The organism is Chitinophaga lutea, from assembly GCF_003813775.1.
Lineage (GTDB): Bacteria > Bacteroidota > Bacteroidia > Chitinophagales > Chitinophagaceae > Chitinophaga > Chitinophaga lutea.
Window position 1 is genome coordinate 1,199,945 of the sequence record NZ_RPDH01000002.1, and the last position, 13,773, is coordinate 1,213,717.

Below are 13,773 nucleotides of genomic sequence, written 5' to 3' on the forward strand. Positions count from 1 at the left end.
TTAACTTCGTGTCCGGCCACCGTTCTGATGGGGGCCCTTATTTCCCATACACTGACGGTCAATGGCATTCCCTGTTCTCTACTGCCTTTAATTTCGTGCTTGCCACCGTTCGGATGGGGGAACCTTATTTCCCATACACTGACGGTCAATGGTATTCCCTTGTTTCTATACTGCTTTAAACTTCGCGCCTGCACACCGTTCAGATGAGAGGAATCTATTTTCCATACACCGACGGGCAATAGCATCCCCTGTATTTCTATACTGCCATTAATTTCGTGCCCACACATCGTTAAGACGCCATGAACCTGCTTTCCACACGCCGGCAGTCACAGGAACACGGCTATCGGTCTCTAAGTCCCCCCGCGAATCCTCCCCCATTCTCCCCGGATTTCAAAAAAAAGCCCGCGAAAATCGATCGGCATCCTGTTTGCCGGCGGAGACCGTTTATTTTGTGAACGAAAAACCACGGAACTATGAACCAGCAACAACTCGAACAATACCTCCAGCAACTCCGCAGTATGGGCCTCACGGAAGACGCCATCGCCATGTACCGCCAGCAGATGGAACAGGCCATGCAGTTCTCCGCCAACTTAGGCAACCAGTTCAACCAGTTTGCAAGCATGTTTGGCAGCCAGCAGGGCCTGCACGATGCCGTCAATGCCGTACGGCTGAACGAGGCCGCCACGCTCTCCACCGGAGAGCAATGGGCCGTTGCCTGTGGCGCCGATGTGGCGTTTGCCAACGGACAATATCTCAACGACCTGGCCACCGGCCTCGATAAATCCACCTGCCGCCAGCTGCTGTCGGATTGGTGGGACATCGACGGCACGGAAGAATTGCAGGAAAGGATCGCCATCCTCAAAGAAAGCGGCTCCCGCGTGGAGTACGACATCATCTGGCAGGCGCTGAACACCGTGTCTATCAAGGAAAGCAAGGCCTTTTTACGGGAATACGTGGCAGACGCCGGCCTGGACGAGGAAACGGTGCTGGATCATATGCGCAACACCCGCGATGCACTGGAACTGTTTGCCGAAAAACAATTACTGGAGCCGGGCCTTCAACCCGAAATGCTCATCTGGGACTTCGCCCGTATCATCAATCTGAGCCGGGGCGGCTTCGATGCGGGGTATTTAACCCGGGAACAGGCCCTGGAACATATTATGTTTTGCGTACCGGCCATCCAGCGCGTGTACACATCGTGGAAACATCTCTCGATTTCGTACCAGTTTGCCCGTTGTGTGTGGAATGGCGTGGACGAAGAAGAAGCGGAGGAATTCCTGCAGAACATGGAAGTATTGCTCACCGACCCGAAAAGCCCCTGGATGACGCTGCCCTGGAAATAAACACCTTCATAAAAAAAGAGGGAGCGTGCTGCCCCCTCTTTTTTATTCAACTGCCAGCGATTCCGCCAGCCCGTTGTCTTCCACAAATTTGTCGCGTTTCGCCTTGTAAGCCTCTACCAGGCCCTCCACTTTGTCGGTGCCGCCCACAATGCTGTCGTAAATATCACCCAGCGATTTTTCGAGCTCGTTATCGCCCAGGTTGATGTTGTCCGTTTCTATCTGCCCGATCTTTTTCACGAGGGAAGACTGCGTATTTTTCAGATCTTCCAGTTCCCGGATGATTTTATCCATCAATAATGCTTTTTCTCTTTTGTCCATATGAGCACTTTTTTTGGATGAGGAATACCTGTTGGGCGTCAAATATGATGCCAGCCCTATGCTCAGCCGCGGACTTTATGGAAGCTGATCTCCCTCCGCTGCCGGAATCCCATATGCTCATACAGCCGGATGGCCCTTTCGTTCGTTGTTGCCACATGCAGGAAAGAAGTAATACCCTTTGCGGCATGCATGCCGCATAATTGTTCAATGAGCCGCTGCGCGTAGCCGCGGCCGGTATGCTCCGGATGCGTGGCAATGGCGCTCAATTCCGCGAAGCCGGTCATGCGCATGCGCTCACCCGCCATGGCCACCAGCATACCGTTTTGCCGGATACCGTAATAGGTGCCCAGCAGTCTCGTATCTGCGTGATAATAACCGGGCTGCACCAAATTGATGAGCTGAAACATATCGTGCGCATCTTCCGCCCGCAATTCCTCCACTGTTGCCGCATCGTGCTGCCGGGCCACCGCGGGCGGCGTTTGGGCAAGCACCATCTGCGCACAGGGCAGTTCATGCTCGAGCGACCAGTGCGGCGGCAATACAGGCAAATGCCCGATGATAAAAAATGTTTCTCCTTTGGTCATCCAGGGTATCAGTTCCTCAATACCTTCCTGGGCGTTGCGGCAGGCCGTAAACGGCACCACACCGGGCCGGTACCTTTTGGCACGGGCGCTGCCCATGGCAAAATCCGCATGCTCGCTGTTCAATGCGCTCCAGGCCGGGTTATCCAGTAAAGTTTCATTCATCTGGCCAAGTTAAGGAATATTCCCGCATCCACTTCTTCTCCCCGGCCCTGCCCGCCTACGGCTGTACCGGTAATTCCATATTTTTTCCCTAACCTTGTCCAAAGAAGGGAATTCCATTTGTTATAGTGTAAATACATTTTCCGTAACACTTAAAAAATTACACAATGGACGAGTTCATTTTAATCTTCCGCCACGAAGACGGCACCAAAGTAGCATCCCCGGAACAGATGCAGGTATGGATGAAACAGACTATGGACTGGATTGGCGGGATTGCCGCGCAAAACAAATTCAAACACGGCAACGGCCTGCCGTTCGAGGATGCGCGCGTCGTATGGCACAACAACGTGGTGACCAACGGGCCCTTCGGCGATATCAAGGAAACGATCGGCGGTTACATCATTGTAAAAGCGGAATCCGTGGACGAAGCGGTGGAATTTGCCAAAGGTTGTCCCGTTTTGCAGGGCGACGGCAACAGCGTGGAAGTGAGAAAAATCATCAAAGGAGACGGCATCCATTAAATGCTGCGGTCCCTGCCCGCGGGCGGGGACTGCCTTTATCACATGCAGCAGCAGGAGCTCATACCACATTTGTTCAGGACCGAATTCAGCAGGATAACGGCTGTATTGTGCAAACATTTCGGCATGGAACACATCGAGCTGGCGGAAGACATCGCCGGCGAAACCTTCCTGGCCGCACTCGAAACCTGGCCCTACAAAGGCATTCCGGAGAACCCCGCAGCCTGGTTGTATACGGTGGCCAAAAACAAAGCCGCCAATCACTACTCCCGCCTGCAAACCTTTCGTGCAAAAATCACCCCTGCCCTGCAGCAGGCATCTTCGGGTGGGGAAATCGATATCGACCTGTCTGACCGGAACATCACAGACAGCCAGTTACAAATGATATTCGCCATCTGCCACCCGGCCATTCCACCGGAAGCGCAGATCGGGCTGGCATTGCGTATCCTCTGCGGTTTCGGGATTGATGAAATCGCCAACGCCCTGCTTACGAACAAAGAAACCGTCAACAAACGATTGTACCGGGCGCGGGAAAAACTGCGGCAGGAAAAAGTGGAGATCACTTTCCCTGCTCCGGGCGAAGTGAACAGGCGCCTCGAAACGGTGCTTACCACCCTCTACCTGCTTTTCAACGAAGGGTACTACTCCGAAAGCCAGGGTGCCGTACTGCGTGAAGAGCTTTGCCTCGAAGCCATGCGCCTCACTTACCTGCTGGCCGGCAATGAAAGCACAAACCTTCCACCCGTCAACGCACTACTATCGCTCATGTGTTTTCACGCATCCCGTTTCCCTGCCAGGAAAAACGATCATGGAGAAATCGTATTGTATCACGATCAGGATGAAAACCTATGGAACTTGGAACTGATCGGCAAAGGAGCATATTATCTGCACAGGGCTTCCGGTGGCGATCAGTTATCAAAGTACCATATCGAAGCTACCATCGCATACTGGCACACCGTAAAAGAAGATTCGGCGGAGAAATGGGAAAACATCCTGCAGCTCTATAACCGCCTCCTGACCATTGCCTATTCTCCCATCGCTGCACTGAACCGAACGTTCGCACTGTCCAAAACGAAAGGAAAACCGGCCGCTATCGCCGAGGCGGAAAAACTGGCCTTAACGGACAATCACTATTATCACACGCTGCTGGGCGAACTCTACACCGGTATCGATAACGGGAAAGCACGTATTCACCTGGAAGCGGCTTCACAGCTGGCAAAAACGGAAGCCGACAAAAGTACGATCCGGCGTATGCTGGAGGGGCTTTAAAAAGACCTCACCAGTTATGTAGGGTCATTTTGTCCTGAATTAGTTGTCTTATCTTAAACTTTCCTGATTGCTCAGCTACCGCTTCAACTGCATTATTATCCCAACATTCCTTTTTTGATCGCCTCCGCGCCAAGGGTTTTACGGTAAAAGTGAAACCATAGCCCCCGGGAAAATAATTTTCCGGACCTTTATGCACTGCTGACATAAGGCTGTCAATAACCGGAACTAGCTTTGAACCATAAACCTAAAAAAACTATAAAATGGCAACTACAAACACATTACGCGGATTCGCCACGGTAACTTTCTTTGCGGCAGACCATGAAGGAGCTAGAAAATGGTATTCAGAGCTGTTCGGCATACCCCCTTATTTTGATAAACCGGGTTATATTGAGTTCCGGGTGGGCGATTATCAGCACGAAATAGGCATTATCGACGCGAAATATGCCCCTAAAGGCGCTCAGCCGGGCCCAGGCGGCGCGATGATCTACTGGCATACGGATGATCTCAAAGGCACGCTGCAGAAATTGCTGACGATGGGCGCCACGGAATTCGAGCCCGTCACCGAACGCGGCGAAGGTTTCATCACCGCATCGGTGCTCGACCCTTTCGGCAATATCCTGGGCATCATGTACAACCCGCATTACGTGGCGGTTGTGGCGGCAAAGAAATAGCTCATCAAATAGTTCTCATATGGATGAAGTAACCCGGCGAATGCTGGAAAAAATTCATCAACCCGGCCTCTTTGACGCGCTGGTTAAACAACTCAGTGCCTCGGAACTCAATACCGTTTTACTGGATGTGTTTAACCAGCGTGTAGCCGGACTGGATGCGGCAGCACTGCTGCAGAAATACATGCTCAACCGATTCGTAAAACCGGCAGCCGTGGATGTTATACGGCTGAAGGAAGAAGAATTGCAGATACTCCGGCTGCTGCAAAAGGAAGGATTTGAGCCATTGGAACTGTCGCCCGTTACGCAACTGGGCGCCTGCGCCGTTGTTGCCGCCGTGAACCAGAAAAAAGTGATTTCCGCGCTGCGGAATACCGAAGTACTGTCTGACCCCACCAATGCGATGGCCCTGTTGTATACAGAAGGTAAAAAGTCCGGCGGGTTGCCGGCGCAAACATACCGCTACTGCGCCATCACCAGAACCGTGAGGGCACAGGCGCTCGATAATCCTGCTTTCGCCCCCCATTTTGCGGTTTGCGCCCTGGCAACGATGACCTGCGCGGGCGCCGGGTACATCGTGGAAACAACAGCACTGTGCGAACATGTGATGGCCCAGGAAGCCATTCTCCGGCAGGTATTCGGCCTGAACAGCATACGCGTCCACCTGCTGCCGCAAAAGGGCCATGGAGCTAACCATGCGCTGGTCGGCACTGCCATGGAACTGCTGCAGCGCAGCCGGCCGGCAATAGCCGTTACGGTACGGGAACGTGATGAAACCAAAAACTATTACACCGGTATCCAGTTCAAGCTCATCGCAGATCTTCAGGGAGAGCCGTTTGAAATCGGCGACGGCGGACTGGTGGACTGGACACAACAACTGCTCAGCGATAAAAGCCAGCGGATGTTCATTAGCGGCCTCGGCACACAGGTACTGCACCAGCTTGGCGCAAACAACCGCCTTTCTTTCCCGCACAATCCGTAAATTCATGCCGCCTTATACCCAATGCTTATGTTCCGCAAAATCCATTTTGTCCTCGTACCACTCATTGCCGCCTCGTTGCAGCTGCAGGCACAGGCCGTAGTGCCGAAAAACAAAGTACTCTACGTAGTAGACTCCGTTCCTGTGGGCACAGGCCATGATCTGCGCCGGGAGTTGCCATACGAGGAACTGAAAAGTGAAGCCATCGCGTCCGTCAACATCCTGAAGTACCCGGAAACGTTACAGCATGCTAAATACCGGCCGTACGACAGTGTGCTGTTCATTATCACCAAAGCATACGCCGCACGGCCCGCCGAACTGAAAGCCATCCCCTCCACCGACCAGCTCACCCGCAAAGGCAATATTTATTTTTACAAAGGAAAGCCATACAGCGGCAAGGTGCTCGACTACCACTACGACGGCAGTATTTACCATGAAGGGACGCTGGAAAACGGGAAGTATACGGGCGTTCATCTCTATCACGATCCCGAAGGCCTGCGCCGGCATAGCTACACGTACGACAAGGACGGCGCCGAGCACAACACCGGTACAGACACCAACGGCAACATGACCAGCCGGGTAGTGCGCACCGATGAAAGGCTGCTCCTTTTTGAACTGTACTATCCCAACGGGCAACTGAAGCACCGGACGAAACGCGTAAAAAACAAGGAGATCCAGACTTCCTATTATTCTTCGGGCCTGTTATCGGACTCACTCGTCCGCCACCTCAAAACGAACAAAACGTACTACGATCCGCAAAGGCAGTTGCTCCGCAAACTGGCGGAGCAAAAAGATTATCTGAAACTGCGGGAATTGTTCCCGTCGGATCCGGCTACCTATATGTACATCTCCGCTCATAAACGGCAGGATGGACAATTCGATGAAGCATTGCGCTACATGGATACCTGCATCGCCCTCGAACCGCTGGAACCAATGTATAACTACGAAAGAGCGATGCTCCGCCTGCGGAAATTCGCGTACGCGGCCGACAAGGTAACTTTCAAATGGGACTACGAATTGAGCCGGTACCTCGATAAAAAACCGGAGCTCCACATTCCCGAAGCAGACAAACAAAAGATCATGGCCGATCTTAAACTGTTCGAGCCCATGAAGTATACGAACAGGGATTTTGTGAAAGTGTACCGGTATGTTGCGGAGAAGTTCTAGGAGGTTCAGGTCCGTCGTTCTACCGGTGCCCGAATCCGCTCGTTGATGAACTATTGAAAACACATAACGGAGACGTTGTGAAAGGGTGCCATATGTTGCGAAGAAGTTCCAGGAGGCTGAGTTCTGTTGCTCTACCGGGTGCCAGAATCCACCCCTTGATGAACCATTGAAATACACAACGGAGACGTTGTGAAAGGGTAACGATAAGTTGCAGAAATGTTCTAACAAATGCGGCCGGAGCATTGATCCACCCGGCGCCCGAATCCACTCGTGGCGACCGCTAATTATATCCACATGCTACTTCCCTCCCCTGATCTCCTTCAGCATCAGGTAAAACGAAGGTTTCGGCATATCCCCGTGGCCGTAACCGTCCAGTTCGAACAGCTGTGTTTTTTTGTGCCCGGTGAGTTTCATCATCCTCGCCCAGTAAGCATTTTCTTCATACCGCCCCAGCATCTCCATTTCCCGGTCGCCTGTAAAAAGCACCATGGGCGGCGCATCCGCCCGTACATGGTACAGCGGTGCAAATGCATCGATCAGCGGCTGCGTTTCGGCCATGCCTCTTTCTTTGCGGATGGTAAAATGGGTGATGGCCTGGGCACTGAAGGGGAACAGGCCGGCAATGCGGTTAGCGTCTATATTGTGCCGGGCGAGCCACTGTTTGTCGAGCCCCACCATGGCAGCGAGATAACCGCCGGCGGAGTGGCCGGCCACATAAATCCGGGAAGTATCACCGCCATATTCCGAGGCATGCCGGAATGCCCATGCCACCGCAGCAGCGGCGTCTTCGATATAAGCAGGACAACTCACCTTCGGGCTGAGCCGGTAGTTGGCAGCCATTACAATCACCTGCTGCTGTTGCAACTCGGCCGGGATGCTTTTGCTGCCGCCGGTAATGCCCCCGCCATGAAACCATACGATCACGGGCAGCCCCTTCTTTTTGGCAGGGTAATACACATCCAGCACACAGCGCTCTTTCATATAATCCGTTTGCGGGCCGCTGCGATACGGCAGGTTGTTTTGCCGGGAATACGTAAGGCTATCCTGGCCGGATAGGGGCAATACAAAGCAGATCAGGGCGAAAAGAAGCAACTGTTTCATGGTAACAAAGAAAATAAAAAATGCGGCTACTTGCTTTTAGTTATTTTTTAATATATTTTGATAGACGTTTTAACAGTTATAACTATCCACATGTCCACGTTCACAGCTAAGCGCAGGAGCCTTGTCCTGCTGTCATTACCTTTTGCCGCCCTTTTGCATGGCTGCGGCCGGCAAACCGCCACCGATCTGCGTATCCGCGAATTCGATTCCGCTTTCACCACCCGTTTTGCCGATTCGGTGGAGGCCGCCCTCAAACCGGAACTGGCCCAGGGCCTCAGCCTCTCGCTATGGGGCATCGATTCACTGGTCATCTCTCCCATCGCCATCGACATCAGCGACCGGGGCGACCTCTATTACACCACCACCAACCGGCAGAAACATTCGGAGTTCGATATCCGCGGGCACCGCGACTGGGAAATCCCCTCCATCAGCCTGCAAACGGTGGAAGACCGGCGCGCTTTCCTGCACAAGGAACTGTCGCCCGAAAACAGCCACCGCAACAAATGGCTCGAAGACCTGAACGGCGACAGTTCGCACGACTGGCGCGACCTGACCATCGAAAAAGAAAATGTGTTCCGCCTCACCGACATCAACAACGACGGCATCGCAGACCGCTCCCAGCTGGTAGTGGATGATTTTAACGATGAAGTGACCGACGTGGCCGGCGGTGTGCTCAGCGAGGGCGACGACCTTTATGTGGCTGTGGCACCGGATTTATGGCGGATGAAAGATAAAAACAACGACGGCATCGCCGATGAAAAAACGTCCATCTCCCATGGTTACGGCATTCATATCGGCTTCAGCGGGCATGGTATGTCCGGTGTGGAAATGGGGCCAGACGGCCGCATCTACTGGCAGATCGGCGACATCGGTTTTAACGGCACCGGGCCCGACGGCCGGAAATGGGAACACCCCAACAGCGGCGTTATTGCACGTTCCAACCCGGACGGCAGCGACTTCGAGATATTCGCTTACGGCATCCGCAACACCCATGAATTTGTATTCGACGAATACGCCAACCTCATCAGTGAAGACAACGACGGCGACCATCCCGGCGAGAAGGAACGCCTGGTGTATATCGTCAACGGTTCGGACGCTGGATGGCGCAGCAACTGGCAATACGGCAAATACCGCGACCCGCTCAACAACGGCTATAAAGTCTGGATGGACGAAAAAATGTACCTGCCGCGCTTCGAGGGGCAGGCGGCTTATATCACACCTTGCATCAGCAACTTCGTGAGCGGCCCGGCTGGCATGGTGTACAACCCCGGCACCGCGCTCAGCCCGAAATACCATAAAACGTTCTTCATTGCCGAGTTCGTCGGCAACCCTTCCGGCTCCGGCATCCATGCTTTCAAACTCAAACCCAAAGGCGCCACCTTCGAGCTGGGCGAACACGAAAAAATTCTTGGCGGCGTACTGCCCACCGGGCTTGATTTCGGTCCCGATGGAGCGCTGTACCTGGCCGACTGGATAGACGGGTGGGACACTCATCACTACGGCCGCATCTGGAAGCTGGACGATACCAACGCCGCGGCCATGGCGGTACGGAAGGAAGTGAAAAAACTCCTCGCCGCCGACTTCTCCGGGTATGAAACCGGTGCCCTGGCCGGCCTGCTGAAGAATGCCGACATGCGGGTGCGGTTGAAGGCGCAGTTCGAACTGGTCAAACGCAAAAAGAAAGGCGCCGAAGTATTCGAAGCCGCGCTGCAGCAGCGCAGCCATCAGCTGTCGAGGGTGCATGCCATCTGGGGGCTCAGCCAGCTGGCCCGGCAGGATAAAAAATATGCCGCTGCGCTGATGCCGGTGTTACGGGACAGCGATGCCGAGATCAGGGCGCAGGCCGCCAAATGGCTGGGCGACGTGCGGTATGCCGAGGCAGGCGCCGCCCTGGTTCCCTTGTTGAAAGACACTGCGAGCAGGGTCCGCTTTTTTGCGGCGGAAGCCCTGGGCAGGATAAGGCACGAAGCCGCCGTGCAGCCCATCATCGATTTGCTCGCCGCCAATAACGACGAAGACGCTTACCTGCGCCATGCCGGCAGCCTCGCTCTGGCGCGCATCGGCAAGGCCGATCCGGTGCTGGCGCAAGCCGCTCATCCCTCCCGTGCCGTGCGGCTCGCGGCGGTGGTGGCGCTCCGCCGGATGTCGCACCCCGGCATTGCCCGTTTCCTCAGCGACACCAGCGAGCTGGTAGTGACCGAAGCGGCCCGGGCCATTAACGACGACTTATCTATTCCCGCCGCATTGCCTGCGCTGGCAGGTTTATTGAATACCACCCGTTTCAGGGGCGAGCCGTTGATGCGGCGCGTGATCAGCGCCTGCCTGCGCGTGGGCGCGGAAAACGGTACACTACCGGAGCTTATCCGCTATGCCCTTAACGAAAACGCCCCTGCCGCCATGCGCGCCGAGGCCATCGACGTCATCAGCGTATGGCCCCAACCTTCCGTGCTCGACCGGGTAGACGGGCGGCTGAGAGGCCCCGCGGAGAAGAAAAACTCCAAAGCCGCCGAACTTTCCGCTACCGCGCTTACCGGCCTGTTGCAACACAAAGCACTGCCTGTGAAGCTAAGTGCCGCCGGAGCCATCGACCGGCTGCATATCAAATCCGCCGCACCCGCATTGCTGGCCGCGGTGAAGGGCGACAAAGAAGCCCTCATGCGCGTGGTGGCGCTCAAAGCGCTGGTAACGCTGCAGGACGAAAGGCTGGAACCTGCCATCCGGCATGCGCTCACCGATAAAGAAAAGAAAGTGCGTGTGGCCGGCCTCGACCTGCTGGAAAAAATGAACATCCCCCAACCTGTGATGGTCAGTTTGCTCACCAGTGTGATCGATACCAAAACGCTCGAAGAGCAACAGGCCGCCGTACTGACGCTGGGCAGGCTCCCGCTGGAGCATTCGCAGCCCAGCATCGAAGCCCTGCTGGCTAAAATGGAGAGCGGCCGCCTGCCTGCAGGGGTGATACTCGAATTGGGCGAGGCTATCGACAGCACGGGTTCGCAGGCACTCAAAACACGTTACGCCACCATCAGCAGCGGGTTGTCGCCGGACGCGCAACTGGCCGCCTATGCCGGCAGCCTCGAGGGTGGCGACCCGCAGCGGGGCCGGCAGATCTTTTACCGCAACCAGAGCGCCCAGTGCATGAAATGTCATGCGTACGACGACCGGGGCGGCAATGCCGGGCCGCGCCTCAACGGCGTTGCCGGCCGCATCAGCCGCAGCCAGATACTCGAAGCGCTCATCGACCCGGGCAAACGCCTGGCGCCGGGCTTCGGCATGGTAACGCTGGAACTGAAAGACGGGCAAAAACTCACCGGGGTGCTGCAGGGCGAAAACAAAACCGGCCTCAGCATCAAAGCGGGCCTCGACCCGGTGCAGACCATCCCGCTGGCCCGGATAACGAAAAAAACCTACGCACCGTCGAGCATGCCCGACATGAAAACCATACTGTCCAAGAAAGAAATCAGGGATGTGGTAAGTTTTCTGGCAGAAGCAAAAGAAGACAATTAATTTTTGTACTTTTTGCGCGGCAAATGATCCAACCAAAATCGGGAAGAGGGTTATCTTATCGTTAATTTCACCGCATGGCAGGCTGATCGCTTTTTCAGCGCATCACCCGCCGCGGGCCGGTTTACAGGTATCTGCGGCAATAGCGCACATGCCTCACCGCCACGCCAGGCACTGGGTGATCTGAACGGCCACGTTATATTTGCAACCTAAATCCATGTGATGTCTGTGCAGAAAGTACATATTGCGCCCGGCCTGTTGCAAGCCGTTGCTGGAGGGGATGAAAAGGCCTTCAGTGAACTGTTTCACCTGTTCCGGAACAAAGTGTATGCGATCGCTTTCAAAGTAACCGCTTCCGAGGCCATGGCCGAAGAAGTACTGCTCGACGTGTTCCTGAAGGTATGGCTGAAAAGGGAGCAACTGCCGCAGATCGAACATTTCACCGCCTGGCTCTTCACCGTTACCCGCAACCACATCTTCAACCTGCTGAAGCAGGCTGCCCTGCAGATGCACCCCGCCCCGCTGGCGGAGCAGGAAGATTATGCGCTGACGTATTCAGACAACCCGGCCGCGATACTCCAGGAAAAAGAATACCGTAAAGTACTGCAGCAGGCGGTGGACCGGCTGCCGCCCCAGCAGAAAAAAGTGTACCGCCTCATCAAGGAACACGGCCTCAAACGCGAGGAAGCAGCCGTGGAGCTGAACCTTTCCCCCGAAACCGTGAAACGCCACCTCTCCGATGCCATGCAGTTCATCCGCGTGTACTGCGTATCGCACCTGGGCGCCTCCGCCGCCCTCGTCATTGTTAAGGCAATATTATGAATACAAATTATTTTCCCGCCGGCTGACCCACTCCCCCTTTTTCACTGTCTCTTTTGGTAGAACGCACTTGTAAAATCATACTATGTCCAGGTTAGACACACTGTTCCGCAAATTCATGCAGGGTTCCTGTACGCAACAGGAAAAGCAGGAGCTCTTCGCGCTGATCGCGAAGCCGGAGCACGATGCGGCGCTGCACCGCCTGCTGGACGAAGTGATCGCCGATACGGACGAAGAGAAGGAAGTAGACGCCGCCAGGGCGCAGGAAATCCTGTCGATTATCCTCAAAGCCGGCGCACCACCCCGCAAACGCCCGGCCCTGCTCCGCACACTGGGCAAGGTAGCCGCTGCCGCTGCGGTGCTGGGACTGGCGTTCGCCACCTTCCATTATTTCAACGCGGCACCGCCTGCCGCACAGCCGCAGCGCAGCGCCATCGTACAGGACATTCCCGCTGCCGTCAGTGGCGCGGTGCTCACCCTTGGCGACGGCCGCAAAGTGCCGCTCGACAGTCTCGGCCAGGGCATCATTGCGCAGCAGGGCGGCGCCACCGTTACACTGGCGAAAGGCGCACTGGCGTATAACGATCACGATGCCGCTGAAGTCACCTACAACACGCTCAATACCCCGCGCGGCCGCGTATTCCGCGTGGTGCTGCCCGACGGCTCGACGGTGTGGCTCAACGCCGCCAGCACCCTGCGCTATCCAACCAGCTTCAACCAGCACGACAGAACAGTGGAACTGAGCGGCGAAGCTTACTTCGACATTCAGCCGCAGGCGGGCAAACCGTTTAAGGTAAAAGTCGGCAGCCATACCGAAGTACTGGTGCTCGGCACCGGCTTCAACGTATCCGCCTACCAGAACGATGCGCTTGTGGCCACTACCCTGCTGCACGGCAAGGTGAGCGTGAACAGGCAGCTGCTGCAGCCGGGTGAACAGGCGCAGCTGGCCAACGGCAGCCCTACGCTGAAAATCATGAAAGCAGATACCAGCCAGGTGATGGCGTGGAAAAACGGCATGTTCAACTTCGACAACGCCGACATCCGCGAGGTAATGAAACAACTGGAACGCTGGTACGATATAGATGTACAGTACGAAAACGGCATCCCGCCCCTGCGCTTCGGCGGAAAAATAGAACGCGGCCTCAGCCTGCAGCACATCACCAGGATACTGGCTATTTCAAACGTGCACTGCCGGCTCGAAGGGAGAAAACTGATCGTCACACAATAAACCGTTATTCAGGCTCACGCCCGTCTGCACACCATAACCGAAGGTTAGGGACGGGATACCTATGTTTTAAAATCTTTAAACAGGAACATGTTGCACTTTAATTATCGCAAACCACG

General features: G+C 55.2%; 12 protein-coding genes. 9 read left to right on the forward strand and 3 right to left on the reverse strand.

Features of this window, described 5'->3' with window-relative positions:
• Window positions 1-473 precede the first annotated feature (473 nt).
• A complete protein-coding gene (locus tag EGT74_RS17095) occupies window positions 474-1,343 on the forward strand; it encodes a DUF1266 domain-containing protein (RefSeq protein ID WP_123847789.1) in 870 nt (289 codons plus the stop codon).
• Between the two features lie 42 nt (window positions 1,344-1,385).
• Here the strand turns inward: EGT74_RS17095 and EGT74_RS17100 are convergent, their stop codons facing one another.
• Window positions 1,386-1,661, reverse strand: a complete 276-nt coding sequence (locus EGT74_RS17100; RefSeq protein ID WP_123847790.1) for a hypothetical protein — start codon at window positions 1,659-1,661, stop codon at window positions 1,386-1,388.
• Between the two features lie 62 nt (window positions 1,662-1,723).
• On the reverse strand, window positions 1,724-2,407 hold the full coding sequence (locus EGT74_RS17105; protein WP_123847791.1) for a GNAT family N-acetyltransferase: 684 nt from the start codon (window positions 2,405-2,407) through the stop codon (window positions 1,724-1,726).
• Between the two features lie 164 nt (window positions 2,408-2,571).
• Between EGT74_RS17105 and EGT74_RS17110 the strand changes: the two genes are divergently transcribed.
• From EGT74_RS17110 to EGT74_RS17130, 5 genes are all read left to right on the forward strand, one after another.
• Entirely contained in the window at window positions 2,572-2,925 is a 354-nt protein-coding gene (locus tag EGT74_RS17110; RefSeq protein WP_123847792.1) for a YciI family protein, read from the forward strand.
• A 123-nt stretch (window positions 2,926-3,048) separates the two neighbouring features.
• Entirely contained in the window at window positions 3,049-4,191 is a 1,143-nt protein-coding gene (locus EGT74_RS17115) for an RNA polymerase sigma factor (protein ID WP_246008238.1), read from the forward strand.
• Between the two features lie 260 nt (window positions 4,192-4,451).
• A complete protein-coding gene (locus EGT74_RS17120) occupies window positions 4,452-4,862 on the forward strand; it encodes a VOC family protein (RefSeq protein ID WP_123847794.1) in 411 nt (136 codons plus the stop codon).
• Window positions 4,863-4,881: 19 nt separating this feature from the next.
• On the forward strand, window positions 4,882-5,841 hold the full coding sequence (locus EGT74_RS17125) for a hypothetical protein (protein ID WP_123847795.1): 960 nt from the start codon (window positions 4,882-4,884) through the stop codon (window positions 5,839-5,841).
• A gap of 27 nt (window positions 5,842-5,868) precedes the next feature.
• Window positions 5,869-7,005, forward strand: a complete 1,137-nt coding sequence (locus EGT74_RS17130) for a toxin-antitoxin system YwqK family antitoxin (protein ID WP_123847796.1) — start codon at window positions 5,869-5,871, stop codon at window positions 7,003-7,005.
• A gap of 297 nt (window positions 7,006-7,302) precedes the next feature.
• On the opposite strand, the gene EGT74_RS17135 is transcribed toward EGT74_RS17130, so the two are convergent.
• Complete coding sequence (locus tag EGT74_RS17135) at window positions 7,303-8,106, reverse strand: alpha/beta hydrolase (protein ID WP_123847797.1); 804 nt, start codon at window positions 8,104-8,106, stop codon at window positions 7,303-7,305.
• A gap of 90 nt (window positions 8,107-8,196) precedes the next feature.
• On the opposite strand from EGT74_RS17135, the gene EGT74_RS17140 reads away from it, so the two are divergent.
• The 3 genes from EGT74_RS17140 (at window position 8,197) to EGT74_RS17150 (ending at window position 13,657) form a co-directional block, all read left to right on the forward strand.
• Window positions 8,197-11,613 (forward strand): DUF7133 domain-containing protein, encoded by a 3,417-nt coding sequence (locus EGT74_RS17140; protein ID WP_123847798.1) that lies wholly within the window; start codon window positions 8,197-8,199, stop codon window positions 11,611-11,613.
• A 219-nt stretch (window positions 11,614-11,832) separates the two neighbouring features.
• Window positions 11,833-12,432, forward strand: a complete 600-nt coding sequence (locus EGT74_RS17145) for an RNA polymerase sigma factor (RefSeq protein WP_123847799.1) — start codon at window positions 11,833-11,835, stop codon at window positions 12,430-12,432.
• Window positions 12,433-12,514: 82 nt separating this feature from the next.
• Window positions 12,515-13,657: a FecR family protein gene (locus EGT74_RS17150; RefSeq protein ID WP_123847800.1), complete on the forward strand. Its 1,143-nt coding sequence runs from the start codon at window positions 12,515-12,517 to the stop codon at window positions 13,655-13,657.
• The last annotated feature ends 116 nt before the right edge of the window (window positions 13,658-13,773 follow it).